Source organism: Psychroflexus aurantiacus, assembly GCF_010820555.1.
GTDB classification, from domain to species: Bacteria; Bacteroidota; Bacteroidia; order Flavobacteriales; family Flavobacteriaceae; genus Psychroflexus; species Psychroflexus aurantiacus.
In genome coordinates this window covers 127,551-154,373 of record NZ_JAAIKD010000005.1, presented here as the reverse complement: position 1 = coordinate 154,373, position 26,823 = coordinate 127,551, and the positions used below count along the sequence as shown (strand labels likewise).

The 26,823-nt window shown below is 38.9% G+C and carries 22 protein-coding genes; 2 read left to right on the top strand and 20 right to left on the bottom strand.

Going from position 1 to position 26,823, the window contains the following annotated elements; genetic code table 11:
- The first annotated feature begins 121 nt into the window (after nucleotides 1-121).
- Nucleotides 122-2,578 carry a ligase-associated DNA damage response DEXH box helicase gene (locus tag G3567_RS10205; protein WP_164005358.1) on the top strand — a complete coding sequence of 819 codons (2,457 nt, stop codon included), beginning with the start codon at nucleotides 122-124 and terminating at the stop codon, nucleotides 2,576-2,578.
- 307 nt (nucleotides 2,579-2,885) lie between these two features.
- Here G3567_RS10205 and pncA read toward each other — a convergent pair whose 3' ends face one another.
- The 20 genes from pncA to purN all read right to left on the bottom strand — a co-directional run bounded on the left by pncA (nucleotide 2,886) and on the right by purN (nucleotide 26,432).
- Nucleotides 2,886-3,476 carry a bifunctional nicotinamidase/pyrazinamidase gene (gene pncA / locus G3567_RS10200; RefSeq protein WP_164005230.1) on the bottom strand — a complete coding sequence of 197 codons (591 nt, stop codon included), beginning with the start codon at nucleotides 3,474-3,476 and terminating at the stop codon, nucleotides 2,886-2,888.
- A complete protein-coding gene (locus tag G3567_RS10195) occupies nucleotides 3,473-4,885 on the bottom strand; it encodes a nicotinate phosphoribosyltransferase (RefSeq protein ID WP_164005229.1) in 1,413 nt (470 codons plus the stop codon). Before G3567_RS10195 ends, pncA begins: the two co-directional genes overlap by 4 nt.
- Nucleotides 4,886-4,960: 75 nt before the next feature.
- Entirely contained in the window at nucleotides 4,961-7,354 is a 2,394-nt protein-coding gene (locus G3567_RS10190; protein ID WP_164005228.1) for an ATP-binding protein, read from the bottom strand.
- 52 nt (nucleotides 7,355-7,406) lie between these two features.
- Nucleotides 7,407-8,159: a glycosyltransferase family 2 protein gene (locus G3567_RS10185; RefSeq protein ID WP_164005227.1), complete on the bottom strand. Its 753-nt coding sequence runs from the start codon at nucleotides 8,157-8,159 to the stop codon at nucleotides 7,407-7,409.
- Nucleotides 8,159-9,505 carry an undecaprenyl-phosphate glucose phosphotransferase gene (locus G3567_RS10180; protein WP_164005226.1) on the bottom strand — a complete coding sequence of 449 codons (1,347 nt, stop codon included), beginning with the start codon at nucleotides 9,503-9,505 and terminating at the stop codon, nucleotides 8,159-8,161. Before G3567_RS10180 ends, G3567_RS10185 begins: the two co-directional genes overlap by 1 nt.
- A gap of 3 nt (nucleotides 9,506-9,508) precedes the next feature.
- Nucleotides 9,509-10,495 carry a UDP-glucuronic acid decarboxylase family protein gene (locus G3567_RS10175; protein WP_164005225.1) on the bottom strand — a complete coding sequence of 329 codons (987 nt, stop codon included), beginning with the start codon at nucleotides 10,493-10,495 and terminating at the stop codon, nucleotides 9,509-9,511.
- 3 nt (nucleotides 10,496-10,498) lie between these two features.
- Nucleotides 10,499-11,806, bottom strand: a complete 1,308-nt coding sequence (locus G3567_RS10170) for a UDP-glucose dehydrogenase family protein (RefSeq protein WP_164005224.1) — start codon at nucleotides 11,804-11,806, stop codon at nucleotides 10,499-10,501.
- 119 nt (nucleotides 11,807-11,925) lie between these two features.
- On the bottom strand, nucleotides 11,926-13,032 hold the full coding sequence (locus G3567_RS10165; protein WP_164005223.1) for a DUF1972 domain-containing protein: 1,107 nt from the start codon (nucleotides 13,030-13,032) through the stop codon (nucleotides 11,926-11,928).
- Nucleotides 13,007-14,275 (bottom strand): O-antigen ligase family protein, encoded by a 1,269-nt coding sequence (locus G3567_RS10160; RefSeq protein ID WP_164005222.1) that lies wholly within the window; start codon nucleotides 14,273-14,275, stop codon nucleotides 13,007-13,009. Before G3567_RS10160 ends, G3567_RS10165 begins: the two co-directional genes overlap by 26 nt.
- Complete coding sequence (locus G3567_RS10155) at nucleotides 14,272-15,435, bottom strand: glycosyltransferase family protein (protein ID WP_164005221.1); 1,164 nt, start codon at nucleotides 15,433-15,435, stop codon at nucleotides 14,272-14,274. The genes G3567_RS10160 and G3567_RS10155 overlap by 4 nt, the downstream gene beginning before the upstream one ends.
- On the bottom strand, nucleotides 15,392-16,651 hold the full coding sequence (locus tag G3567_RS10150; RefSeq protein ID WP_164005220.1) for a hypothetical protein: 1,260 nt from the start codon (nucleotides 16,649-16,651) through the stop codon (nucleotides 15,392-15,394). Before G3567_RS10150 ends, G3567_RS10155 begins: the two co-directional genes overlap by 44 nt.
- Before the next feature lie 40 nt (nucleotides 16,652-16,691).
- A complete protein-coding gene (locus G3567_RS10145) occupies nucleotides 16,692-17,921 on the bottom strand; it encodes a glycosyltransferase family 4 protein (protein WP_164005219.1) in 1,230 nt (409 codons plus the stop codon).
- A complete protein-coding gene (locus tag G3567_RS10140) occupies nucleotides 17,918-19,333 on the bottom strand; it encodes a lipopolysaccharide biosynthesis protein (protein ID WP_164005218.1) in 1,416 nt (471 codons plus the stop codon). The genes G3567_RS10145 and G3567_RS10140 overlap by 4 nt, the downstream gene beginning before the upstream one ends.
- A 12-nt stretch (nucleotides 19,334-19,345) precedes the next feature.
- Nucleotides 19,346-20,479 (bottom strand): non-hydrolyzing UDP-N-acetylglucosamine 2-epimerase, encoded by a 1,134-nt coding sequence (gene wecB, locus G3567_RS10135; RefSeq protein ID WP_164005217.1) that lies wholly within the window; start codon nucleotides 20,477-20,479, stop codon nucleotides 19,346-19,348.
- Entirely contained in the window at nucleotides 20,479-21,021 is a 543-nt protein-coding gene (locus G3567_RS10130; protein ID WP_164005216.1) for a hypothetical protein, read from the bottom strand. The genes wecB and G3567_RS10130 overlap by 1 nt, the downstream gene beginning before the upstream one ends.
- Before the next feature lie 102 nt (nucleotides 21,022-21,123).
- The gene (locus G3567_RS10125) at nucleotides 21,124-22,104 is read right to left on the bottom strand and encodes a hypothetical protein (RefSeq protein ID WP_164005215.1); all 981 of its coding nucleotides are present in this window, start codon (nucleotides 22,102-22,104) and stop codon (nucleotides 21,124-21,126) included.
- 67 nt (nucleotides 22,105-22,171) lie between these two features.
- On the bottom strand, nucleotides 22,172-24,073 hold the full coding sequence (locus tag G3567_RS10120; RefSeq protein WP_164005214.1) for an amidophosphoribosyltransferase: 1,902 nt from the start codon (nucleotides 24,071-24,073) through the stop codon (nucleotides 22,172-22,174).
- Nucleotides 24,074-24,118: 45 nt separating this feature from the next.
- Nucleotides 24,119-25,042, bottom strand: coding sequence for a PfkB family carbohydrate kinase (locus G3567_RS10115; protein WP_164005213.1), 924 nt, complete (start codon nucleotides 25,040-25,042; stop codon nucleotides 24,119-24,121).
- Between the two features lie 178 nt (nucleotides 25,043-25,220).
- Nucleotides 25,221-25,841: a ribonuclease H1 domain-containing protein gene (locus tag G3567_RS10110; protein ID WP_164005212.1), complete on the bottom strand. Its 621-nt coding sequence runs from the start codon at nucleotides 25,839-25,841 to the stop codon at nucleotides 25,221-25,223.
- Nucleotides 25,842-25,844: 3 nt separating this feature from the next.
- A complete protein-coding gene (gene purN, locus G3567_RS10105; RefSeq protein WP_164005211.1) occupies nucleotides 25,845-26,432 on the bottom strand; it encodes a phosphoribosylglycinamide formyltransferase in 588 nt (195 codons plus the stop codon).
- Nucleotides 26,433-26,586: 154 nt separating this feature from the next.
- Between purN and G3567_RS10100 the strand changes: the two genes are divergently transcribed.
- Entirely contained in the window at nucleotides 26,587-26,823 is a 237-nt protein-coding gene (locus G3567_RS10100) for an acyl carrier protein (protein ID WP_093364943.1), read from the top strand.

Sequence of the window (26,823 nt, the reverse complement as noted above, 5' to 3'; positions counted from 1 at the left end):
ATGTTCAGCTGCAGTCATCACTTCTGAAAGAAATTGGGTTTGAATCTTATCTCCGGTTAGAAATGAGTTTTGATACTGACAGAGATACTACTTGATTTTAAATATACTTATGTTTGTATCTATGCCAAAATCCCCAGATATTTCGTTGTTTACGGATTGGTTTGCTTCCAGAGGCTGGTCTCCTTTTCAGTTTCAAACTGAGACCTGGCAGGCTTATGCCCGGGGAAAGCATGGCCTGCTGAATGCTCCGACGGGCAGTGGAAAAACCTACGCCCTTTGGGTCCCTATTTTCCTGGAGATCTTAAAATTTAAGAGCTTACAAAAACAAAAAAACTCCAGCTTAAAAGCCGTCTGGATTACTCCGCTTCGGGCGTTGTCTGTCGAAATACAACAGGCCGCCGAGCAACTCATCACCGATCTGGATCTCGATATGACGATTGGCATTCGAACCGGCGACACCCCCCAAAACGAAAGAGCAAGGCAAAAACGCAGAATGCCTGATCTTCTGGTAACTACCCCGGAGAGTCTGCAGCTCCTGATAGCTTCCAAAGACTATCCTAACACCTTTAGAGATTGCCAGGCCATTGTCGTTGATGAATGGCATGAACTACTTGGCACCAAACGTGGCGTGCAGATGGAGCTGGCGCTTTCCAGATTCAAGACCATCAACCCTCAGCTGAGAGTGTGGGGGATTTCTGCCACCATTGGCAATTTGGAACAGGCCCGTGATGTGCTTTTAGGTATTGACCCAGGCATGCTGGACAATTCCATCTTAATCAAAGCGGATATTAAAAAAAACATTCGCGTCCAAAGCATCATCCCTGAAACCATGGATAAGTTCCCCTGGCGTGGTCATTTGGGATTGCATTTACTGGAAGACGTCATCCCGATCCTCAAAGCTTCAAAGACCACGTTGTTGTTTACAAATACACGGTCTCAGTGTGAAATCTGGTTTCAGAAGATTTTGGAAAAGCATCCGGAATTTGCCGGAGAACTGGCCATGCATCACGGGAGCATCAACAAAGACACACGGCTATGGGTGGAAGGCGCTATCCGGAATGAAAGTCTCAAAGCTGTGGTTTGCACCTCAAGCTTAGACCTGGGCGTTGACTTTGCTCCTGTAGAGACCATCATACAAATTGGCGGTCCCAAAGGGGTTGCCCGGTTTTTACAACGCGCCGGAAGAAGCGGTCACCAGCCTGGCAAAACCAGTGTCATTTATTTTTTACCCACGCATGCTATCGAGTTGATCGAGGCCTCTGCCTTGCAAAAAGCAGTAGAAAGCAAAGTGGTTGAGGACAGGCTGCCTTACCTCAACAGTTTTGATGTCCTGGTGCAGTACTTAACCACTTTGGCGGTATCTGACGGGTTTTATCCCAAAGACATTTTACCCGAAATCCAGTCGACTTTTTGTTTCCAGACCCTGAGCGAGGAGCAATGGAGCTGGGCCCTCAATTTCATCACCAAAGGGGGAGAAGTCCTGCAGACCTATGATGAATATAGAAAAGTGGAAATTGAAAGCGATGGACTTTATAAAGTCAACCGCAAGGGCATCGCCATGCGGCATCGTCTGCAAATCGGTACCATCGTGAGTGATGCCGTGCTTAGCGTCAAGTACATGACTGGAGGTTTTATAGGATCTATTGAAGAATGGTTTATTTCGAAATTAAAACCAGGCGATGTCTTCACGTTTGCGGGTCGAAATCTGGAACTGGTCAGGATAAAACAGATGCAGGTTTTGGTCAGGAAATCCAAGTCGAAAACCTCCAAAGTACCAAGCTGGATGGGTGGCCGGTTAACCCTGACGTCTCAAATGAGTGAACTCTTGAGAGCGGAACTCTACAGTAGTGATGCGGACAATAAAAGCCCGGAACTGAAAGCTCTTGAACCGATTTTTGAGCGGCAGAACCTGGAATCGATTGTACCAAAACCGCATCAGTTTTTAATCGAAACTTTTAAAACCCGGGATGGTTATCATCATATTTTTTATCCGTTTGAGGGCCGGTTTGTACATGAAGCTATGGGAAGTCTGCTCGCCTATCGCATCAGCTTATTAACACCGATTTCGTTTTCACTGGCCTTCAATGACTATGGATTTGAGCTGTTATCGGACCAGCCGGCAGATATGCAGGCCGTGCTGGACAACAATCTGTTCACGGCAGACTATCTTCTGGATGATTTATCCAAAAGTCTGAATGCTACTGAAATGGCTAGGCGAAAATTCAGAGATATTGCTGTGATTGCCGGTTTGGTATTTACAGGCTATCCCAACAAACTGATTAAAAACAAACACCTGCAGTCCAGTTCGCAGTTGATTTTTGATGTCTTCAAAGATTTTGACCCGGATAATCCGCTGTATCAGCAGGCCTTTACAGAAACCTTTGAGCATTCCCTTGAGCAGGGCCGTTTACAAAAAGCCCTGGAGCGCATCGCCACTCAAGACATCGTATGGAAATCATGCCAGAAACCCACTCCCTTTTCATTTCCCATCATTACCGACCGGTTACGGGAAAAATTATCTTCTGAAAAACTCAGCGACCGGATTCAAAAGATGATTAAAAAATTGCAGAAGTCGTGAGTCGTGAGTCGTGAGTCAAAAATAAAAATATCAGACGGAAACAAGCAAATTAAAAATTCTAATTCCTATACCCTAAACCCCAAATTTCACGTCGACTTCAGGTGAAACTTTTCACTTGGGACGCTTCATGAAGTGAACGCGAGCTGTGAAGATGTATATCGAAATCCTTTGAATTTAGCAGTGGTAAATTCAAAAGAAACAATCACTCCTGCTATTTGATAATGTATATTAATTCAGGGTTTAAAAATGAAGTTGATCTTTCACGCAAAGAGCACAAAAGTCGCTCAACTATTGAAATTCTAAAACATCAAACAAATACAACCCCTTCTGCTTTCAGTTCTTCTTTCTGCTGACTGAATTTGTCCTGGTCTAGAGCTTTGGTGGCTTTTTCCAAAACTCTGACCTGAAAGTCTTCTTTGAGGGCATCTTTAATGGTGAAATACACGCAGATATCGCCTGCCAGTCCGCAGATCTCTAAAGTTTCGCAGCCCTTATCTTTGAGATAACCCGCCAGACCGGTAGATTTTTTGTGGTGATTGTCATAGAAAGCGCTATAACTGTCGATATTGGGATTGGTGCCTTTTCTGAAAATGGCTTCGATGCAATTGGTTCGCATGTTGGGATGAAATTCTGCACCTATCGACCCCTGTATACAATGTTCTGGCCATAAGATTTGCTGGTAGCCATCGATTTCTTTCTCCTGAAACGGCGTGTAGCCGTCGTGATTGGAAGCGAAACTCATGTGATGCTGCGGGTGCCAGTCCTGTGTAGCCAGCACCAGGTCATACTGGGGCTGAATCAAGTTGATGTGGGACACAATCTGGTCGCCATGTTCTACGGGCAGACCTCCGCCTGGCATAAAATCCAGCTGGGCATCTACGATCAGTAAGGTTTTCATGCGTTTTGGGTTTTATAATGATTTCTCAGGGCCTCTCGTTCTTCAAGCAATTGATCTGAAATTCCTATTTTGTAAAGGTGCGGGTTTTCAAAACGCTGGAATTCTTCCGTGAATTCGGCCAAGCGCTTTCTTGAATAGGCTTTGATATCCTGCAGCCTTTTGGGAGGTTCTGTTCGTTTTCCATCTTTCATGACGTAGTGAAGCAAAGCTTCTTCAGTGCAGTCGTTGAAACGCAGGGATTTTGAAGCATCGAAAGGGTGATTCATGTGTGCGATGTTGGTTTCTTCTCTTAAGGTCACGGCGTCCGCTCCTGTGAGTTTCCCTTCAGAATTTCTCATTCTGTAAACCTGCTTTTTATGAGGCAGGGTAAGTTTAGCCAGGTTTTCTGAAAGTTTGATTCGAGGCTTATCATTTGCGAATGCAAGTTTATAAACTCCATCCAAAGCTGCGTCCGGGTCTCCAATCACCAGATTTGTGCCCACTCCGAAGACATCTATAGGCCCCTGTTGTTCTTTCAAACTTCTGATAACGTATTCGTCTAACTGATTTGAAGCAGCAATCTTCACATCCTGTAATCCCGCCTCGTCGAGGGCTTTTCTGCATTTTTTGGCCAGGTAGGACAAATCCCCGCTATCCAGGCGGATGCCTTTCAATTCTTCGCCCCGGGATTTCATTTCTTTACCCACTTTAATCGCATTGGGCAGACCGCTTTTAAGCGTGTCGTAAGTATCCACCAGCAAAATGCTGTTATCGGGATGGCTCTGTGCAAAATCCCTAAAAGCCGTGAGTTCGTCGTCATAACTTTGTACAAAAGAGTGAGCCATGGTGCCCGAGATAGGGATGTTGAAATCCTTACCTGCGACCACATTACTGGTGGCTTCAAAACCCCCTATAAATGCAGCCCTGCTGGCATGATACGCCCCGCTACTTTGGGCACGTCGCATACCAAAATCGATAAGCATTTGGTCTCCTGCAGATTTTCTAATGCGGCTGGCTTTAGTGGTAATAAGCGTTTGAAAGTTGAGTATGTTCAAAAGTATGGTTTCCACCAGTTGAGCTTCTACCATATTGGCTTCCACCTGAAGAACCGGCCGCGTGGGAAACACGATATCTCCTTCTGCAGAACTGATAATATTTCCCTGGAATTTAAAGTCTTTCAGGTAATCCAGGAATTTGGAATCCAATCCCTGAGCGTTTAGAAAGTCTAAATCTTCTTTTGAAAACCTGAAATCTTCTAAAATTTCCAATAAGGTTTCTAATCCCGAGAATACGGCGTATCCTCCTTCAAAAGGGAGTTTTCTAAAAAAATAATCGAAAACAGCCTGATGCTCATGTTTACCCTGCTGAAAATAAACCTGGGCCATATTGATCTGATACAAATCCGTATAGGTTGCCGTGAAGTTATGCATGCTTCTTGGAGTTTCATCAAATTTAAGCAATGAAAGCCTGGAAACTTTGGAAGCACTTATAAATAAATGCTAAAGCTAGAGAGGCAGGTTTTTAGCTGGAACTTCGAAACAAATTCTAGTCCCTTTATTTGTTTCAGAATAATCCACCCAGATGATTCCATCATTTTCTTCCACATAGGTTCTGCAAAGTATCGTCCCTATGCCCTTACCATCTTCTTTTCGAGTACCGATTGAGGACGTAATCGACGAATCCTTAAACAAACTTTTTGCTGTAGTTGAAGGCATGCCAACCCCTGTATCCTGAACACAAACCCTGTAGAACCCATCCTGTGTAATTGCTGAAATCGTAATTTCATCTCCAGGATTACAAAATTTAATCGCATTGGAGATCAGGTTTCGGATGACCAATTTGAAGGCATTGGCATCCATATAAATTTTAAAGCCTTTTGAAACTTTATTGTTTAGAATCAGGTTTTTATCCTTTAAAGCTGTACTAAAAAAGTCTTCCATGCTTTGTATCTCATTATGTACAAGAAATTCGGTTTTATCCACCTGAGATTCGTTAAGAGAAGCACTTGCCCATTTGAGCAAGTTTTCAATCAAAAGCCGAGTAGAGGTCAGGCTTTTATTGATTTTCGGTAGCCATGTTTCAAACTCTTCTTCAGAAATCTGTCCTGATACGCGCATTTCAAAAATCTGACTCAAGTTATTTACTGGGCTTCTCAGGTCATGAGAGATAATAGAAAACAGTTTGTTTTTTTGGGTATTGGACTCGTTCAGTTTTATGTTTTGCTTTTCAATCTCTTTATTCTTGTGAGTGAGAAGACGATTGGTTCTCGTTTTATTTTTTCTGATTCTTAGCAAAAGCAAAATGATTAAAACGAAAACCAGGGAGGCAGAACTTAATCCTATGATGTAGTTTTCTCGTCTATTAACCTTTAACTTATTTTCCAAACGTTGATTTTGTCTCTCTAACTCCAGTTGTTCTTTAAGGCTTTTAAAGCTTAACTCGGCTTCGAGTTTTCCCAGGGCCTTACTTTTCTCATCATCAAATAAGCTGTCTTTGAGTGTTCTGAAAATCTCAAGGTAGGTTAGTGCTTCGGCGCTTTTTGCATCCGATTTGTAAATTTTGTAAAGCAGCTCTGCCGCATAAGATTCTTCAGGTAAAGCCTTGATTTTCTTGGAAAGCGAATAGGCTTTTTCAGCAAAGTAATAGGCAGAATCGAGCTGGTTTTCTTTCAGATAAACTTCACCAAGGCCGTTGTAGATCCCTACACTGGTATACTGGTCTCCCATTTCTTCGGCAACAAACTTGGCTTCTTCGTAGAACTGTTTTGCCTTAGGAATATCTTTTAACTGAAGGTAGTTATAAGCAATATTTGACAAGGCATTAGCAATGTAAATTTTATTATCCTGTTCTCTGTAAATGGTTAACGAGGAGTCTAAAGATTTAAGTGCTAATGAAAACTCATCTTGATTGGTCTGGATAATGGCAAGATTGGATAACAGGCAGGCATAAGTGGTCCTGTCGATATCTTTAATGATTGCCATAGCTTCTTTATACAAGGAAGCGGCCTTAGCATCATCATTAATATCCAAATAAGCATTCGCAAGATTATTAAGAATTATCCCCTGCAATCTTGGATTGTTTATTTCTCTGGCTGTAAATAAGGCGTTTTCAAAATACTCTATAGACTTCAGATAGTCCCCTTTTTTTCTTGAAATATTTGCCAGGTTATTGTACATCCCCAAGACAAGCCTCGGCTGATCGAGTTCCTGAAAGATTTCCAGACTTTGGGTTAGCTTATCTATGGCGGTATCAAAATTGCCTTTATTTTCTTCTATAAGGCCTTCTCCACTAAGAATACTTGCTTTAAGATTGGGGTCGTTGAGACTTTTGCTGACTTTTTTTGCTTCTGATAAGACCTTCATGGCTTTATCGAAATCCCCCTGGTTTTGATAAATATCACCCAGGTTTATCAGATTATCTGCAACTCCTTTTTTATCACTTATCGCTTCAAAATGGATAATAGCTAAGTTGTATTTTTCGGCAGCATTCTCCGTCTCTCCGAAGTTTTTTAATAAAATTCCGTAATTCTGATAGGCTTTAGCCAGTTGCAGTTCATCTGGGATTTCTTTGAAAATTTCAATAGCCTGTTCTATTTTCTGTTTACTTTCAGTCTGATTGCCGGAATAGAAATAGTAGATCGCCTGATTTTTTAAGGCTATGCCTTTGCCTTTCGGATAATTTATTTTAGATGCTAAATTAAGGGCTTTCTGGGAATACGGAAGAATGCTATCATAGCTTACATTAATAAACTCTGAAGCAATTTCATTATAAAGCCTAACTTTTATAGAGTCGGCTTTAACTTTTGCAAGCTCCGTTTTTAAACTGTCAATTGCTGGATGACTTGCATACGAAGGCATGTAATAAATCAAGCAGACGGCTAGTTTAATTAATGTTTTCATTCATGAAAGGGATGACCGGCAATATAGACCTTATTTATAAATTAAGAAAGGTTTAATCCTTGTATTTTTTGAAACCATAATAGGTCCACAAAACCAGAAAGTAAATGGATTTGAAGGCTGTAAGCCCTTCTACTTTCCTATAAAACTCCCACTGGTACCGGATAAGATTAAATTTATTTCTCGACAAGGAGTTTTCTCTTATCCTATAAATAGCATGTGGTCGCTTTATGCCGTAGGCATATTTTGTTTCTTTTAGATAACTCAGCCATAATCCCATGTCCTGACGTTTGCGTATATGAGGCATTTTTTTCTTGCCTAAAGTATGCGTGTCAATGACAGCGGTGAGACAACTTATCGAGTTTGTTTTTAGAACATCGGTGTAGGACACTTTAAGGGGAACTTCAAAATTTGAATAGATAAAATTGAGATGCTCATCAGATCTTTTGTAGGAAGCGAAAACAAAATCGTGATGTTTTGAGTTCATAAACGCTAATGAATCTTTCAAATGAAAGTCAAACCAAATGTCATCTGCATCCAAAAAAGCAAGGTAACGGCCTTTGGCTAAATCTATAGCCCGATTTCGCGCCACCGCAGGGCCGCTGTTTTGGGTCAATTTAATCAGTTTAATCCTTGGATCTTTATCGGAGAACTCTTGGATACGCTTAACCGACTGATCTGAAGAGCAATCATCTACCAAAATATGTTCCCAGTTCTCATGAGATTGATTCCTTACGGATGTTAAGGTCTCTTCAAGGTACTTTTCAGCATTGTACACGGGCGTTATGATAGAGACCAGATCTGACATTAGTAGGCTTTTTTATCCCCTTTGACAGCATTGCTGAGGGTTTGGAAAATAATTTTCATATCCAAAAGCAATGACCAGTTTTCCAAATAAAAAATATCATATTTAACCCGGTTGATAATATCTTGTCCGGTTTCCACTTCACCTCTATAACCGCTGACCTGAGCAAGACCCGTTATACCCGGTTTGATAAAATGCCGCACCATGAACTTATCCACATTTTCTGCAAAATTATGGGTATGACTCACCATGTGAGGTCTTGGTCCCACCACACTCATTTCCCCTTTAATAACATTGAAAAACTGAGGCAATTCATCCATACTTGTTTTGCGCAGTAATTTACCGATTCTGGTCACCCTTCTATCATTTTTATGCACCTGATGGAGATCGGCCTCCGGATTGGGTTTCATAGAACGGTATTTATAACAGTAAAACTCCTCATAATCCAGACCATTGCGCTTTTGTTTAAAAAAAACAGATCCTCTGCTTTCCATTTTGATACAAATAGCGAGCAAAGGTGTTAGCCAGGATAAAACAAATACAATCACAATCAGACTTAATAACACGTCAAAGGCTCGCTTAAGAAACTTGTTAACAAGAGAGTCCAGAGGGATTTTTCTCAAGGAGATTACTCGCAGAAAACCGTAATATTCATAATTCAATTTTCTAGAATAGATGTCCTTGTTATCCGGAAGGAACTTGATGACTTTTAAATTGTTATCTGCAAAACTGATAATCTGATTGAGCTGTTCATTGGTGAGATCTGCCATCGAACAATAGATCTCATCGATTTTATTGTCTAAAACAAATTTATTTATAGTTTCAATAGTCGTATTTGAACTGATATTGAACACCTTTTTACACTGATATCCATATTCGGGTTTTTCATCAAAAAAAGATTTTAACTGAAGGCTTCCGGCGGATTCACCAACAATAACTGTTCTCCTAAAATTTCCACCCAGATCTTTTCTGTATGTTTTCAAAAAAAAATGCAAGGCTATCTTAATCAAAAAAATGACTAAAAAAGACTGGCCTAAGTAAGAAAATATCTGATCTGTATCTCTGCTATAGCGATAAAAAAAGCCAAAGAAGCTAAATACAATAAAGGTAAACAGCACCGCCTGAGCGATGGTAAGCGATATGATTTTAATTAACTTGGTATAGCGATAGACTTCGTAAAATTCTAAGTAGGTGGATAATAAAATCCACGATATAGCCAGATACCCATAAAATAGAAGGCTCATCTCGAAGTCAAAGTTGAACTGAGATCCGAATAAGATAAGAACAGCTAAATCAACGCTAAAGATTGCGGGCTTTATATAACCTGAATATCGTCCAATTTTGGCCATTTGTTATTTTCGATTATGAACTGAAAAATCTTTGTGATCGCTTTTTTGCAGTTCCTCTTTGCTCAGGGACTTAAAATAATCATAGGTAAGCTTCATCCCTTCGCCTCGTTCCACTTTTGGCTCCCACCCCAATATTGACTTCGCTCTTGAAATATCCGGCTGTCTTTGCATAGGATCATCCTTAGGAAGTGGCCTGAACACGATCTTTTGATCGGTTCCTGTAAGCCTGATGATCTCCTGAGCGAAATCTAAAATGGAAATTTCATAGGGATTCCCAATGTTCACGGGTTCGGCATAATCACTCATCAACAATTTATAAATCCCTTCAATTTGATCGTCCACATAACAAAAGGACCGGGTTTGAGAACCATCTCCAAATACAGTAAGGTCCTCTCCCCGCAAAGCCTGGCCGATAAATGCCGGAATAACACGGCCATCATTTAGACGCATTCGGGGACCATAGGTATTGAAAATGCGAACTATTCTGGTTTCTAACCCATGAAAGCGATGGTAAGCCATAGTTAAGGATTCTTGAAAGCGTTTAGCTTCGTCATAAACCCCGCGGGGACCAATAGTGTTGACATTCCCGTAATAATCTTCGTTTTGGGGATGCACCAAAGGATCTCCATAAACCTCACTTGTGGAAGCAATTAAAAGCCTGGCCCCTTTTGCCTTTGCCAGGCCCAGCAAATTGTGAGTCCCCAGTGAACCTACTTTAAGCGTTTGTATAGGAATTTTTAAGTAGTCTATCGGACTTGCCGGTGAAGCGAAATGTAAGATATAATCTAACTCATCCGGAACGTGAACAAATTTACTAACGTCATGGTGATAAAAGTCAAAGCTTTCCAGTTTAAAAAGATGCTCAATATTTTTCAGATCCCCGGTAATCAGGTTATCCATACCAATGACCTTGAAACCTTCATTTATAAATTTATCGCATAGATGTGAACCCAAAAAACCAGCAGCACCTGTAATCAAAACTTTTTTCATGCCTTATACGTTTTGTCTTCCTATGGAAATATAGTGAATCCCTTCTTTTGCTAACTCTAGAACCGGATATAAATTTCTACCGTCAAAGATAATCGGATTTCGTAAGTTCGATTTTAAACGTTTGTAATCGGGGGTTCTAAAAATACTCCATTCGGTGCATATCAAAAGTGCATCTGCGCCTTTGGTCACGTCATACATATCTTTTCCCAGGGCAATTTGATCTCCATACTTCTGTTTTACATTTTCCATTGCTTCCGGATCAAAGGCTTTCACATGGGCCCCGGCTTCCAGGAATTTATCTATCATGTAAAGTGCTGGCGCTTCCCGAATATCATCGGTTTCCGGCTTAAAGGCCAATCCCCAAATGGCGATGGTTTTGCCTTTCAGATCATCATCAAAGAAGGATGAAATTTTAGGGTAAAGTATGGTCTTTTGTTTGTCGTTAACTTGTACCACAGCATCCAGAATTTTGAAATCGTAATTGATGTCTTTTCCTGACTTATGAAGTGCTTTGACGTCCTTTGGGAAACAAGAGCCTCCATAACCAATACCGGGAAAGAGAAAACGTTTACCTATTCTGGAATCGGTCCCCATACCTATCCTCACCTTATCGACATCTGCTCCTACTTTTTCACAGTAGTTAGCGATTTCATTCATAAAGGTGATTTTGGTTGCCAGAAAGGAGTTTGAGGCGTATTTGGTAAGTTCTGCCGACTTTTCATCCATAATGAGAATCGGGTTACCGGACCTGACGAAGGGCTGATACAAACGCTGCATCACTTCGGTAGCTCTTGCACTGCTTGAGCCAATCACAATGCGCTCCGGCTTCAGGAAGTCATCGACAGCAAAACCCTCCCTTAAAAATTCAGGATTGGAAACAACGTCAAATTCTGTTTTACAGGCTTTGGCGATTGTCGCTCTCACACGTTCTGCAGTTCCCACCGGCACTGTACTTTTATCGACAATCACCTTATAAGAAGTGATGTACTTGCCTATCTCTTCAGCAACACTTAAGACATATTTCAAATCTGCAGAACCATCTCCGTTTTCGGGAGTGGGTAAGGCCAGGAAAATCACTTCTCCGAAATCCAGACCTTCATTTAAATCGGTGGTAAAGCTGAGTCTGCCCGCTTCAATGTTTCGTTCAAAAAGCACATCCAGATGTGGTTCATAAATTGGGACTATTCCCGCTTTCATCTGTTCAACTTTGTTGTTGTCGATATCAACACAGAGGACTTCATTACCGTTTTCTGCCAAACATGTTCCAGTAACCAGGCCAACGTAACCTGAGCCAATAACTGCTATTTTCATAAGCTGGATTATTTATCTGCTTGAGCCATTAAGAATAACTCAGAATACTAAAGATTATTTTATCAGTCAAAAATAGGATAATCCAAACAAAGCAGACTCACAGAAGGTAAATAGTTTATCTAGTTGTCGCTCTTAGTTTTCAGGCATTCAACAAAATAGTTTAAATAGGTCCTGTTGATCATCTCCCAGCTGTAATGCTGTTTAATTTTATTCTTGTTATTGACAATCCTTTCGCCATGGTTTTTTTTACTTAAGGTTTCCAACATGGAGGAAATGTCATTTTTATTTTTGAAGTAAAACCCGTCGGTATGAAGAACAGCTCTGTTAAAGTCATTATCGTGGGCAACGACAAGACATCCTGAAGCCATAGCTTCCAGTAAAGAGGGATTTGTACCGCCTACCGAATGACCGTGAAAATATAAGTTGGAGTACCATCTTAAGGCATTTAAATGCTCCTGATTGTAAATCGCCCCTAAGAAAATTATATTTTCTGATGCATTGAATTTCTGATAGATATATTTCCCAAATGCATTTGTAGTGTAGTTCCCGATAACCAAAAATGCAGCAGAGGATTCACTGTCTCGAACTCCATCCAGTACGGTTTCAATATTATTTTCCGGCTCCATTCTGGCAATAAGCATATTATAGCCATAGGCCTCCAGTCCATAATGACCCAACACCGTTTCATCAACCTCCTCGATTACAGTAGAACCGTAAGCTATGTATTTTGAATCCTGGTTGTAGGTCTGCCTGATGTAATTTTGAATGCCTATGGAATCTGAAATGAGGTAATCACTACTTTGAACAGCCAGCTTCTCGGCGTATTTTAAAAAGGACTTGACCGCTTTGCTGTATTTTGAACGCTTCCATTCCAGGCCATCCATATTGGTAATAATGGCAGGTTTTTTTGGCAAAAACCGGTGCCATACAGAGCTGCTGGTGTATCCCAGTTGAAGAATGATATCGAAGTTCCTGTGGCTTGAATCTCTAATGCAATTGAAATCATATACAAACTGTCCTGAGGTCCCTAGTTTATTTTCCAAGTCCCTGCAGTGAATGATATGAACCCCTTTATAAGTTGAGTTTTGATAAGGGTGCAGACTGGAATTATACACATATACCTGATGGCCGTTTTCTACTAGATAAACTGAGAAGTTCTCAGCAAACTGTTCAAAACCTCCATGGTAATTGGGTATTCCTCTACTTCCTAATATTGCTATCCTCATCCTTTGTATTCTGTGCATTATGAATTAAAAAAAAACTGTTGAAAAAGAAGAAAAAAATAATCCCTTTAGCCCGTAATAAGTAAGTTTCAAAGACCATTGCAAAGCAAAAAAGAATTAAAAACGATAGATATAAATAATGACCTTTAATAAAGCCTCTATAAAAGCTATACCCTATGTATAATAAAAAAATGAACAATCCCACAAGCCCGGAACTCACCAGAGTTGTAATGTATTGGTTATGGGGACTATAACCCTCGTAATGAAATGGTGCCAGGCCATAATACATATAGTAGTAATCCAGATAATCCTGATAATCGCTTAAGCCATAACCAAACATCAGGTTTTGGTCTTTGACCAAATGATACGTGCTTATTTTTCCCAGAATCACCCTGAGTTCCAAATCCGATATTTCGTCGATTTCAGCACTGGTAAATACCCTGGCATTTTCTAATTTATCCGTAGGCTCAAAATTGATATCATATGTAAAACCTTCGATAAATCTTTGTTTTAAGAACGGATTCGTTGCGATTGAAATCCCAAAAACAACTAAAACGGAAAGCCCTATGGCTGCTTTTTTAAAAGAAATGCCGCTTTGACTTATCAAATAGAAAATAACTAAAGCCAAGGTTGCTAAGATTATTGCTTTTGAGGCGGAAAACCACAAACCCAGAGAAAAAATAAGTATCATAAGTGCATTTACACGGATGTAAGTTTGCTTTTGAATTTGATCCATACAGATTAGAATACCCAATGATAAATAAAGAGAAAAGTACACTGCATGTTCGCCTATAAGCTCTGTAAATTCATGGAAATAGAAGACCGAACTGTCTGCGCCTTTTATAAACTTGATTAAATTATGTAAAAGGAGGACCGAAGTTATTGTAAACAGGGAATAGGTGAAAAGTCTTAATATCTTAGTATAAAAGAAATCTTTATACAGCATCAAAACAGAAAAAGGAATCAGGACAAAGAGTAAATTCTTATTAAGCTGTTTCCATAAAAAATCATAATCATACCCCGTCAAGCCATTGATTAATAAATACAAATAAAAAAAAACAGGCAAGGCTATTATCGACCTGAGTAATATCCTTAAACCTGACTTGTTTTGGTAAATTAAAAACAACCCAACTACAAAGGAAATAATTATAAAAGCATTCGCGAATGACCTGTAAACAGGTATAGCCATGGCTAGGCCTGCCAGCAGAAATAAATGAAAAGATGGATTTTTTAAAAAAGTCTTCATGCATTCATCAGTGATAGAATTCTTTTCGCTTTGGATTCCCAGCTAAAATCTGCCGCATAAAAATGTCTCTTAGCGGCTAAGTCTGATTTTAAATACTCAGAGAATTCAAATTTATTCTCTGCTAAATATAAATAATCCGATAACTCTGTTAAACCATTTCCGCAGGTTCCAATAACCGTTTTCCCTGCCTGCAGGTATTCGTAAGCTTTAATGGAATCCCCTCCATGTTGATTCTCATTTATTCTATAGGGTATAATCCCTACATCAAAATGATTGACATAACACGGGTAAATGTCGTAGGTTTTATCTCCCAGAAAATGCACATTACACTTTTTGTAAATTCTATCAAATACAGATGCATCCAATACCTGACCTACAAACACAAAATGTAATGCAGGATTGTCTTCAACTAAATAGTTGATAAGTTCAGTATCTAAGAGGTAGGATATTTTCCCGCCGAACCCGATTATAGGTCCTGGGATTTGTTCCATATCCTCAGGTATTTCTGAACACGCTTCGGCAAAATTTTCATTCACTCCATTTTTAATGAGGTATACATCATGAACGCCCAGATGTTCCTTAAAGTATAATTGATTCTCTTTTGAATTTGTAAGCCATGTTTGAACTTTTTCACTTAGCTGAGTATATGCACTTTCAATCTCGGGCTTAATATGACTGTATGCTGGAAATTTTGAGAAATTGTCCCAGGCATCAAATATTTTCTTTTCAGCCTCAATATTCAGCAAGAATTTATAAGCAAATATATTTTGACAGAGGACTGCAGGATTTGTTATCCCCAAAATTTCCTGGGCTTTAGAAACAAAATGCATTAATTTTTTTTCGCCATACTTTTTAAAAAACCATTTGTGCCTGTATATGAATTGACCAGGCATATCCAGAGATTCATAGTCCAAAACATATATCTTCTCTGAAACTTTAGTTATCGAAAATTTGGAGTTACGAAAAACGACTTCCCCTTGCAAGTCGGGTTTATGCTTTTTGAATTTCAGCTCAAGCCTGGTATATGGTCTGTTTACGACCAAAATTTTTTCTATAGTTTCTAAGGTCTCAAAGGATTTAATAAAATGAACATCGCGTGTTCTGAAACCTTCTTTTTCACTTTTTCTCCAGTCGTGAAATGGAATTATTATTAAATTCATTGGATTGCTTTATGCTGAAAATTATAAAAAAACTTAACAAAATACCTACTTCTGAAAAGGGGGTTGTATACATCATGTAAATTAGGACAATCGGGAATATAAAAAGGAACAGGTTCTTATTATTCTTCACTACAGCACGAATTAAATTATACACATACAACAGGAGTGCTGTGAGTCCTAAAAGGCCCAGATCAAAATAACTCCATATGAACTGAGAAAAATGTATTGTGTTTTTAAACTTTCCTGTGAGTATGTCAAAATAAGAATAAGGCCCATCCCCCAGATATTTGGCATGGAGATCATATACGGCAACAATTATTATTTGCAGCCTTTTAGCCGTTCCTTCTTCAAAGAAGTAAATGGATTTTTCAATGGTGTAATTATTCTCGATGGTGCCTCCAAGTCTTGAGGTGATAAGTTCAATATTCCTTAAATTATAAACAAGCAGGAGAAAGATTATAGAGGTGACTATGACGTAAAATTTACGACTAAAAAATGATTTTGGTATTCTGTGATAAAGCAGATAAATGATGTATACAGCCCAGGTTGCTGCAAGCAGTGCTTTCGAAATATTGGATTCTGATAACAAAAGCGTGACGCTAAGGTATACGGCCAGAACAAGTCTGTATTTGATGTATCTGTTGACTCTATTGATGTTGAAAAGTAAGCCTATTATTAAAAACAATAAGAAAGCGCCTAAGGAATGATCTGATTTGACTAAAAAAGTTCCATACATAAAGTCGTAGGAAGCAATATACTGACCGCTGTTGTTTAAAAGGATCAATACATCGTAAAAGTTTCTTTGTATAATTAAAACCGGTAACTGAATGCAGGCAATAAGAATGATAAACTTATAGTATGCCTGGGGTTTTACATAGCCTTCTTTTTTATTGATATGAAAGAAATAATAAACAGACAACGGAAGAAAAGCAAAATTCAAATACAGAAGCGTACTCACCAGGTTTGACTTATTCACCAGGCTGCTAAGAATTATAATCAATGCGTAAGCCAGAAACGAAATTAAAACCCAGTCCATCAGAATCTTTCGTTTGACATAGACATAGACCAGGTAATTCAAAAACATGACAAGGCCTAAAAAAACAGTAAGTACCGTGTTTGAAAGCCCAAACAGAAACTGAAATGCGCCTCCGATTATAAAACTCAAAGCCAAAACGAAATAGAATGAAAATTGATATAGAGTTTTTAGAGGAAGCACAAATTAGGGTTTAAGTTTTTACAGTTCTGAAGATTTGTTTTTATTTTGAAGGTTTCACGTATCCATGTAGCCTATAAATCATATTTATGAAAGGGTAAAGTTTTATATAGAGCTTATTAAACCTGCCAAAACCTTTTTTGCCGAATTTAATTATTTTATTTTCAGTCTCTTGTCTTAAAGGCGTAAACTCCAAGTTTTCAAGTATGCCAGACAAGGATTTCATATTTTCCTTTAAAGATAAATTATTTAGCGCCGATTGGCGTGCATTCCTTTTCATGCGAATAACTTTATCCTTATGTGTAGCCAGGTAATCGATTTTCTGCACCAAATCATCTATATCTATTTCGCATAAGGGCCAGTAATACTTATCCTCCCGTAAATAGCACTTGCCTTTTTTAATTAAAAGCCCGTTGAATCCATGGTCAACAAATTCATTCATCGGAGCATTATCGGGTACTAAAGTTGCTAGTCCACAGGATAATGCTTCCACTATGGTTAACCCAATTCCTTCCAGTAAAGACGGGTATAGATACACATCGCCTAAATGAAAAAGACCTGGTGCCGGTACCGTTTTATGAATAATTTTCAAACGCCCTTCTGCTTCTAAACTGGAAATTAAGTGTTCAATTTTAGCTCCTGATATGTTCTGTTGCGTATGGATTATCAATTTTTGAGCATGTTTCGTTCTGCTGAAAGCGATGATCAGTTGTTCTGTCCCTTTTCTTTTATGACCCATGCCACAGGAGTGAAAAAAAGTAACATGCTCCCCATTTACTAATTCAGAAGTATTGGAAGTGCTGAATAAGTCGGTATCGGTTCCCCAGGGCAAATATTCTGCTTTGTTTGTGTTTTCAAACACAGAATAATGACGCCTGGTGTTGCAAATTAAGAGGTCATATATATTGAACAAACCTATGGTTTCTCTGGTATAATAATCGATATATGCAGCCGTCTGTATCCCCCACTCCTTGCACCATAACAAGGGTTCAAACCAATGTTGCTCGTTGAACAAAATCAAATCGATGGAATTAAGATCTACCCATGCTTTAAAATCCTTTTTATCCATTAAAGTAAGTGCGAATCGAGATCTGATGTTTTTTCCCCAGGTCACATTTGATTTATCCCATTCAGGATCGCCTATAGCATAGTGCTCTCCCCCTCTGGCATAAATAAAGACTTCATGTTCTTCCTGCAATACCTGCTCAAACTGTTTAGAAACATAAGCCGCTCCTCTTTCAAACCAAGTAGTTACAATGCCTATTTTTTTCATTTATCCGTTTTAAAGATGCTTAGAAGTTTTATTTGTTTCTTCCATTTGACTAGTTCGTAAGCTAAGAACAATACGACTTGCAGGGACAGCAAGACTATAAAATCATCTACTTTCAAATTTAAAATAACAAGCAGGCTTACCAGGACTATAAATTCTATAAATTCCTTTCTAAACTGAAAAAAATAGGACTTAATATCCAGTTTTATCAATCTGAAAGTCAGGTAAAAACCAGCAAGCATTTCAATAGTAGCAAAAAAATTGATTCCAACGGCGATTCCAAGGGAAGACTTAAACATTAAATACCCCATAAAAATTCCTGCTAAACGAAGAGGTAAAGAAATGTATATGGAAAACTTCCACTGTTTATCAGGGTTCCCCGAGATTAAAAACAATAAACCAGAAGGAGATGCCAGAATCATGCGTATGGCCTGATAGCCGAAAACGATTAATAAAGGCAAAGTCGATATCCATTTATCTGTTAGCAGATAGGGTATTACTATTTGACTTAAGGATACGCCAATAATAATTAAGGGCGTGAAAATTATAAAGAACCGGTAAGTGTATTGAGCGTATTTGTGAGACACCAGTTCGAATTTTAATCCGGTCAAGATAGGGTACAGCGTCTTATTAAAAACCTGGACTAATAAAGAAATGGGTTTGATAATCAGGTTGAATGCCAGCATATAAATCCCCAACTCCCGTTCTCCCAAAAATTTTCCGATTAATAACACATCTAACTGCTGAGCAAAAAAATTGGAGATATTAAATATTAAGACGTTATAGCCAAATCGTAAATGTTCTTTTAAAACACCAAATGAAAATTCAATGGATTTAAAAATGCTTTTATAGGAAATAGATAAATATCCAATAGAAATTAAACCTACCGTTAAAAGCTGCTGCCAAATTAAAGCCCAGTATCCATAACCATTCAAAGCTACCGCCAAGGCAACCAAACCAGCCAGGGTAATTGAAATTAAATCGACTATGGCCAGCTTTTTAAACTCTAACTTCTTTTGTAGATAGCCTTTGGAAACCACTCCTGCACTTGCGAGCACAACACTTAGGATTAAGGCCCTGAATATGATTTGAATTTCATCGTTGTCGTAGAATAAAGACAGTAAGGGAGCAATCATATATCCAATCCCATAAATAAGGATTCCTACTCCTATGTTTAAAACAAAAAGAGAAAATAAATCCTTTTCTTTGAGTGTTTTAGAGTAAATGATAGAGCTGTCAAATCCAATATTCAGTAAGGTATTGAAGAAGAGCACGAATACAGTAGCCATGCCAATAACTCCAAAGGCTTCTACGGGTATTATGCGTGCTAATACAATAAGGATTAAGGAAGAAAATAAAACCTTATAGGCCTGCGCTATAGAATTCCAACCAAAGTCTTTGATGTATTCGGTCATGATGAGAAATATCTATTTGCCAATTTCATTCAGAATAAATTGAACTATTTTTTTGCAGGCAGTCCCGTCTCCATACGGATTATGCAGCCTGCTCATGCTGGAATAGGCCTCCGGGTTATTCAAGAGTTCCCTGGTATGTTTCACTATTTTTTTTGGGTCTGTACCCACCAACACAACAGTACCCGCCTTTACAGCCTCAGGCCTTTCAGTAGTGTCTCGCATGACCAAAACCGGCTTCCCCAAACTCGGGGCTTCTTCCTGTACTCCTCCACTATCGGTAAGTATGATATGAGACTGACTCATCAACCATATAAATGCAGGATAGGATAACGGATTTATTAAAGTCACATGTGGCACCCTGTTTAAGATATCAAACACTGGTCTTTTGACCTTGGGGTTGAGGTGAACCGGATAGATAATTTGAACATCTTCCTGCTCTTCAACGATTTGCTTTAGTGCATTACAGATGCCTATAAAACCTTGTCCATGATTTTCTCGCCTGTGGCCTGTGACCAAAATCAATTTTTTATCGGGTTCTATCACTGAGGTTAAGGACTCTATTTCTTCGTCGAAATAGTCTGAAGAATTGACTCTGGCATTACTGAACTTTAAGGCGTCAATAACGGTGTTTCCAGTCACTAATATATTTTTATCCTCTATACCCTCCTTCAATAAATTTTGTCTGGACGTCTGGGTTGGGGAAAAGTGGTAGTCGGCAATACGACCTGTAACCGATCTGTTCATCTCCTCCGGGAATGGTGACAGCTTATTAAACGTTCTTAGACCGGCTTCGATATGACAGAGTTTTGCACCCGAATAAAACGCAGCTAAACCTGCGGCTAGTGAAGTGGTCGTATCCCCGTGAACATAAACAAAATCAGGTTGAAATTCCTCCAGAACAGGCTTTAATGAAGTCAGTATATCTGCCGTTAAAGAGTATAAATTTTGATTAGGCCTCATAAGGTCTAAATCATAGTCTGGTTCAATTTCAAAAAAAGACAACACCTGGTCCAGCATCTCTCTATGTTGAGCTGTAATACAAACTTTGGTGTCAAAATTGACCTGATCCTTTAAAAACTCTTTTATTAAAGGAGCCATCTTAATAGCTTCCGGTCGTGTTCCAAAAATGATTAAATTTTTTTTCATCAGTAGGAGGCTTTAGTACTGATTAAAAATTCAATATGCATTTTTTTAATCAAAAGCGCTGTTGAAACAAAAAAAGGATCCGATCTTCCATCCACCTCTTTCCTTATAAGCGTGTTTTTTGATTTTTCTAAATAGATGTTGGTTTGAAAAAACCGATCGAATACCGGGTTTTCAATCTCAATGTAATTCGTGTTATATTCCAATTTTATATGCTTGATTTCAACAGGAGTTTGCAACCCTTTTTCACCGACATCAATTCTGAATTTATAGGGTATCAGTTTCACTGGCAACTCAAATTCTACCTTCTGAAAATTATCACTCCGGGTGACCGGTACTGAAATTCTTTTTTCAACTTTATAACTCGCCTGAGATGCATCTTCAAAATAAAACAATTGGAACGTATCATCTTCAGGAATCTTGACTTCCATAACCACTTTTAAAATATTATCCCTTGCATTTTCATTTTGGGATATGTCAGGAACTTTTTTATCCTTACAGGCTGCTAAACTAACTAAAGCAAAGAGACAGATGTACTTTCCCATAAGTTTAAAGTTTATACGATTTACCTAAATTCAACACAAGCAATAAAAAATTAAAATCCCTCTCTGAAAATCAACCCGGGAAATACTAAAAAACTGGAAATTTTATGCTTTCAAAATGCTTTGCACCGTATTTCTTAAATACAAAGCAAAGAAAAACAGGCAGTAGGCAGCAACTAAAGATAAAGGAATTACAAAATAATTTAAGTTCTTCTCTTCACTCAATACTCCAAAAGAAGCGTCAATGGTTTTAAAAATTGCATCCTCAGAGGAAAGCTGATTTCTAAGTATAAAGTCATTATTTAGCAAACCTTGTTTTTGAGTCAAAAGTTCTTTAAAATCTTGACTAACTGTAAAACTAACGGCTTTATCATTCAGGTTGGGCATCATTCCGTTTTCTCTCTGGTCTTTTATAATGCTATCGATTTGAGCTCTAATTGTTTTATTTTGCTCGAGTTGTTCCCTGTAACTCGATAATGCCGTTTGCTTTAACTCCTCAAAGAATGCGTTATCTGATAAAAAGTCATACAGACGATTCGAGATAAGTTCATTGTTTTCCAGACCTTTTATAAAAATTCTTAATTTGTGGGTAGGGTATTCATTGATATTGATTTCATCTTCAAGAAATGACAAGTCTCCGTATTCATCTAATAAAAGTTCAAAGATTTCTCTGTTTCCTTCGGATTCGTTGATTAAGCTGTAAACATCCACGACTGGAGAAACTTCAAGTTCCTTTATCCTTTCATAGTCTTCTCCAAAAACACGCTCCAGGAAGAGCGTATCTTCAGAATTGAGTTTTGCATTAATCGAGCTGACTTTGCTATACAGATACTCCGTACTCTCAAAATTGGTTCTGACCAAGTACTCACTGACATAGATTTTCTGGGTCTGAGTCATTAAAAGGTACTGCAAACCAATACCTATGATCAGAAATATTAAGAGCCTGACCTTATGGTTCCAGAAAAATTGAAAGATCTGTACGATCCCTGTCAAAATGGATTTAAAAAATGATTTTATTTTTTCAATAACCACACTCAAATCAACTTCGTCGTTTGAGGTTTGGTTTGGGGAGGAATGTTCACTCATAGCAACTGATCATAATATTTACGTAAATATATCTAAAAACGAGGCTTGAGCAGACTAATCCTAACTTTTAATAAGCCCTGTCATTTTTACCTTCATAAAAGTTTACAAACGCCTTGTTAACTACTTTATTGCCGCCTTGCGTGGGATAATCGCCAGTAAAGTACCAATCGCCTAGATTTTTAGGGCAGGCTTCGTGGAGTTTATCCACAGTCTGATAAATAACCTTAATTTCAGAAGTGATGCTCTCATCGCTTAAAAGTAGAGAAATCCGTTCGGATACTTCTTCATACGTAAAGGGCGCATACATGGCTTTGACATGATTTTCTTCGGCTTGGGAAGCAAATTCTGACTGGTCTTTGCATTTTTTATAAATCGCATCTACGGTTTCCTGATAAATACCACGCTCTTTCAAAAGTGAAACTGTCGCCTGAAAGGCTACAAAATCTTCCAGTTTTGCCATATCAATTCCGTAACAGTCGGGATAACGAATCTGTGGTGCTGAAGAGACAATGATGATTTTCTTTGGCGATAAGCGGTCCAGCATTTTCAAAATACTTTTCTTCAGGGTGGTTCCCCGCACAATACTGTCGTCTATCACCACCAAATTGTCAGTAGGTTTAACCACCCCATAGGTCACATCATAGACATGGGCTACCAGGTCATCTCTGCTGCTGTCTTCCGTAATAAAGGTGCGAAGTTTTACATCTTTGACGGCAATCTTTTCAGTTCGCAGTCTTAGATTAAGAATGTCTTTGAGTCGCTCATCTGTAAGGCTTTCTTTTTCTTTTAAAATCGCCTCATTTTTCTGACGGTTCAATTCATCCTGGGCTGCTTCTACCATTCCATAAAAGGAGGTTTCAGCTGTATTAGGAATGTAAGAAAACACGGAGTTCATCGTATCGTAATCGATGGCTTTTAAGACATCCGGCATCAGTAATCGGCCGAGATTTTTCCGCTCTTTATAAATTTCGGCATCGCTGCCTCTCGAAAAATAGATGCGCTCAAACGAACAGGCTTTGCGCTCTTTTGGCTTTAAAATGGTTTTGAAATGAACCGAGCCATCCTTTTTTGTAATAATGGCTTCCCCAGGCATCAGTTCGTGTACATCTTCAAAAGCTACGTTAAATGCGGTCTGAATAACCGGACGCTCTGAAGCCACCACAACCACCTCATCATCTTTGTAATAATAAGCCGGCCTGATCCCGTTGGGATCCCGGAGCACAAAAGAATCGCCGTGACCTAGCATTCCGGCAATCACGTAACCGCCATCCCAGTCTTTAGAGGATTTTCTCAGAATCTTGTGAATCTTAAGCTGCTCAACAATATGCGGTGAGGCTTCTTTTTTATTAAAGCCTTTCTCTTTCAGTTTTTTATAAAGCTTCCCGACTTCAGAATCCAGGAAATGACCAATCTTCTCCATCACCGTTACCGTATCGGCCTTCTCCTTGGGATGCTGACCCAGTTCCACCAGATTTTGAAACAACTCGTTTACATTGGTCATATTGAAGTTCCCGGCAACAATAAGATTCCGGTGCATCCAGTTGTTTTGTCTTAGAAAGGGATGAACGCTTTCAATACTGTTTTTACCATAAGTCCCGTAACGCACGTGGCCCAGATAAACTTCACCCAGATAGGGAAGGTTTACTTTTTGAGCATCTACATCTTCGAGGATTTCCGGATTGGTTTCTAACTCTGTATTGATTCTTTCATTGATCTGAGCAAAAATATCCTGTATAGGTTGAGCCGCGTTTGATCGTACACGACTGATGTATCTGTTACCGGGCTCCACATCCAACTTCACACTTGCAAACCCAGCTCCATCCTGACCCCTGTTATGCTGTTTTTCCATCATCAAATACATCTTGTTGATGCCGTAAAATGCACTGCCGTACTTTTCCTGATAATAGGAAAGTGGTTTCAAAAGTCTGAGAGTGGCAATTCCGCACTCATGTTTTATTAGATCACTCATTTTTGTATTCTATAAAAATGCCCCGAACATTCAGGGCACTAAGTATTAAGCTAAATTAATCTCAAATTGGGTTAGTGCCTTAAAACTCTCCAGGCGTCTGTCTAACTCGTCTTTATTCAAATCCAACATTTTTTCTGTCCCAAACTTTTCAACACAAAAGGAAGCTAAATTCGATCCGTAGATCACTGCATTTTTCATGTTTTCAAAAGAAACGTCTCTGGAATTGGCCAGATACCCTACAAATCCTCCGGCGAAGGTATCTCCGGCTCCCGTAGGATCAAAAACTTCTTCCAGCGGAAGTGCAGGCGCGAAAAACATCTCTTCCTTGTGAAACAACAGGGCGCCGTGCTCCCCTTTTTTGATGACCACATAATCGGGCCCCATATCTCTTATTTTTCTGGCTGCTTTTACCAACGAGTATTCTCCGGAAAGCTGTCGTGCCTCCTCATCATTGATCGTAATCACATCCACTTTTGAAATGACCTGTTTCAGCAAATCGAGCTCAGAATCCATCCAGAAATTCATCGTATCCAGAACGATTAATTTCGGGTTGTTGACCTGCTCCATCACACTGAGTTGTACCGCTGGATGAAGGTTGCCAAGCATAACGATTTCTGAATCTTTAAAATTATCGGGGACAACAGGCTGAAACTCTGCCAAAACATTCAACTGAGTATCCAGGGTATCCCTTGTATTCATATCGTTATGATAACGCCCACTCCAGAAAAATGTTTTTCCACCTTTTACGATTTCTAAACCGTCTAAATTCACATTTCTATTGGTGAGCAAATCGAGATAGTCTTGCGGAAAATCATCACCAACCACAGAAACCACTCCGGATTCTATATTGAACTGAGAAGCACTTAAAGCGATGTAAGTTCCAGCACCGCCAAGGACCTTGTCTGTTTTTCCAAAAGGGGTTTCGATGGCATCGAAGGCTACAGTTCCAACAATCAGTAATTTGCTCATAACTAGTTTAATTTTTTTTGCAAATATAAGGCTTTCTATAAGAATCAAGTCGCGCTTTACGATGAATAAAAACGCATCCGAAACACCTTATACATCGGCTGCCAAACCCCACATTTTCGAAGCCTCAAAAGCTGGTCAGGCAGCATAATAACAACCTTCATCTGCATGAGTACTCGAGTTATTTTCTCCCAAAATCGGCAGGGATTTCTCCCCAGGCTTTGGTTTGCCATTTTAGGATAGGGGTTTTGAAACTATTCGTTGCCAGCCAGAGTTCAGCTCTTTTGATCAGTTCAAACAGCTTTTCATTTTCAGAATTCCTTGCTAACTTGGTTTTACATTTTTTTTGGCGGATCCAGGACATCGCAATCTTAGAATCTGTGTAAATCGGTAACTCGCTTTTTTTATTTTTCAAAAAGGCCAGACCGTGCACCAGAGCCAGAAACTCCCCAATGTTGTTGGTTCCGTTGGGAAACGGACCCATATGAAACAAGACCTGTTTGGTTTTAGTCACCACCCCGCGGTACTCCATTTTACCGGGATTTCCGCTAGAGGCAGCATCTACCGCTATAGAATTCCATTCAATACCTTCTGTAGAAAAGGTTTTGGAAGTTGCTTTTTTTTGTTTCTGATAGTTGAAAAACCCCATAGCATAAGCCTCTTTAGCCTCTTCCAGGCTTGGAAATGATTTGTATTTCGCGTTGGGATAATTTTGGATTTTTAGTTTACAATCCGTCCAGGAGGAATAGATGCCTGGCTCATAACCCTCCCAAACGACGTAATACTTGGATGATTTGGACATAATCTATGACAAAAGCTTTTCAATCTCCTTCGGATAATGCTCATATTCTAGCGAATGAATCTTTTCTTCCAGAGAATTAAGGTCCTCATCATCATCCAGTTCGATTTTATACTGAGCGATGATTTCACCTTCATCGTATTTGGCGTTAACAAAATGTATGGTAATCCCGCTTTCCTTATCCTTATTTTTTAATACCTTTTTGAAAACGCGCTCACCGTACATGCCTTCCCCTCCATATTTGGGAAGCAGTGAGGGGTGGATGTTCACAATTTGATTGGGGAAAACCGCTAAGAAAGATTCTGGTATTTTTAATAAGAAACCAGCCAAGGCAATGATATCGGGATTTATTTCTTTGATCACTTCCAGCAAACTCGTAGAGTCCTGCAGATCCTCTTTGTCAAAATGTATACATTTTATGCCCAGGTCATGGGCTCGACGTAATACTTTGGATTTTTTATTGTTTGAAAGAACATGAGACACTTCGAACTCTTTACTCTCCCTGAAATAATGATATAAATTGATAGCGTTTGTGCCGTTACCAGAGGCAAAAACAACTATTCGTTTTTTTGAATTTGATTTAAAATTTTCCATTTAAAATGATGTTGAACTTTGAATTAAAGTAAATTCAAAACTAATTTATAAAATATAATTATGTAAATTTAAACACATTTTCACCTTTAAAACTTGTTTTAAACTAAAGTTTTATATTTTTGCGCACTGAAATTAAACATAAAAAATTACAATCATGTCAGACATTGCATCAAGAGTAAAAGCCATTATCGTTGATAAGTTGGGCGTTGACGAAAACGAAGTTGTTACAGAAGCTAGCTTTACAAACGATTTGGGAGCAGATTCTTTGGATACGGTAGAGCTCATTATGGAGTTTGAAAAGGAATTTGACATTCAGATACCTGATGACCAAGCAGAGAACATTTCAACCGTAGGTCAAGCTGTTTCTTACATCGAAGAAGCAAAAAAATAA

Bases quoted from the DNA above. Each gene is read 5' to 3' on its own strand.
- G3567_RS10120 (WP_164005214.1), bottom strand. From the start codon at position 24,073: ATGAGTGATCTAATAAAACATGAGTGCGGAATTGCCACTCTCAGACTT.
- G3567_RS10145 (WP_164005219.1), bottom strand. From the start codon at position 17,921: ATGAAAAAAATAGGCATTGTAACTACTTGGTTTGAAAGAGGAGCGGCT.
- G3567_RS10160 (WP_164005222.1), bottom strand. From the start codon at position 14,275: ATGAAGACTTTTTTAAAAAATCCATCTTTTCATTTATTTCTGCTGGCA.
- pncA (WP_164005230.1), bottom strand. From the start codon at position 3,476: ATGAAAACCTTACTGATCGTAGATGCCCAGCTGGATTTTATGCCAGGC.
- wecB (WP_164005217.1), bottom strand. From the start codon at position 20,479: ATGAAAAAAAATTTAATCATTTTTGGAACACGACCGGAAGCTATTAAG.
- G3567_RS10155 (WP_164005221.1), bottom strand. From the start codon at position 15,435: ATGAATTTAATAATAATTCCATTTCACGACTGGAGAAAAAGTGAAAAA.
- G3567_RS10130 (WP_164005216.1), bottom strand. From the start codon at position 21,021: ATGGGAAAGTACATCTGTCTCTTTGCTTTAGTTAGTTTAGCAGCCTGT.
- G3567_RS10185 (WP_164005227.1), bottom strand. From the start codon at position 8,159: ATGTCAGATCTGGTCTCTATCATAACGCCCGTGTACAATGCTGAAAAG.
- G3567_RS10170 (WP_164005224.1), bottom strand. From the start codon at position 11,806: ATGAAAATAGCAGTTATTGGCTCAGGTTACGTTGGCCTGGTTACTGGA.
- G3567_RS10205 (WP_164005358.1), top strand. From the start codon at position 122: ATGCCAAAATCCCCAGATATTTCGTTGTTTACGGATTGGTTTGCTTCC.
- G3567_RS10190 (WP_164005228.1), bottom strand. From the start codon at position 7,354: ATGAAAACATTAATTAAACTAGCCGTCTGCTTGATTTATTACATGCCT.
- G3567_RS10165 (WP_164005223.1), bottom strand. From the start codon at position 13,032: ATGAGGATAGCAATATTAGGAAGTAGAGGAATACCCAATTACCATGGA.
- purN (WP_164005211.1), bottom strand. From the start codon at position 26,432: ATGGAAAATTTTAAATCAAATTCAAAAAAACGAATAGTTGTTTTTGCC.
- G3567_RS10110 (WP_164005212.1), bottom strand. From the start codon at position 25,841: ATGTCCAAATCATCCAAGTATTACGTCGTTTGGGAGGGTTATGAGCCA.
- G3567_RS10125 (WP_164005215.1), bottom strand. From the start codon at position 22,104: ATGAGTGAACATTCCTCCCCAAACCAAACCTCAAACGACGAAGTTGAT.
- G3567_RS10140 (WP_164005218.1), bottom strand. From the start codon at position 19,333: ATGACCGAATACATCAAAGACTTTGGTTGGAATTCTATAGCGCAGGCC.
- G3567_RS10180 (WP_164005226.1), bottom strand. From the start codon at position 9,505: ATGGCCAAAATTGGACGATATTCAGGTTATATAAAGCCCGCAATCTTT.
- G3567_RS10115 (WP_164005213.1), bottom strand. From the start codon at position 25,042: ATGAGCAAATTACTGATTGTTGGAACTGTAGCCTTCGATGCCATCGAA.
- G3567_RS10175 (WP_164005225.1), bottom strand. From the start codon at position 10,495: ATGAAAAAAGTTTTGATTACAGGTGCTGCTGGTTTTTTGGGTTCACAT.
- G3567_RS10195 (WP_164005229.1), bottom strand. From the start codon at position 4,885: ATGCATAACTTCACGGCAACCTATACGGATTTGTATCAGATCAATATG.
- G3567_RS10100 (WP_093364943.1), top strand. From the start codon at position 26,587: ATGTCAGACATTGCATCAAGAGTAAAAGCCATTATCGTTGATAAGTTG.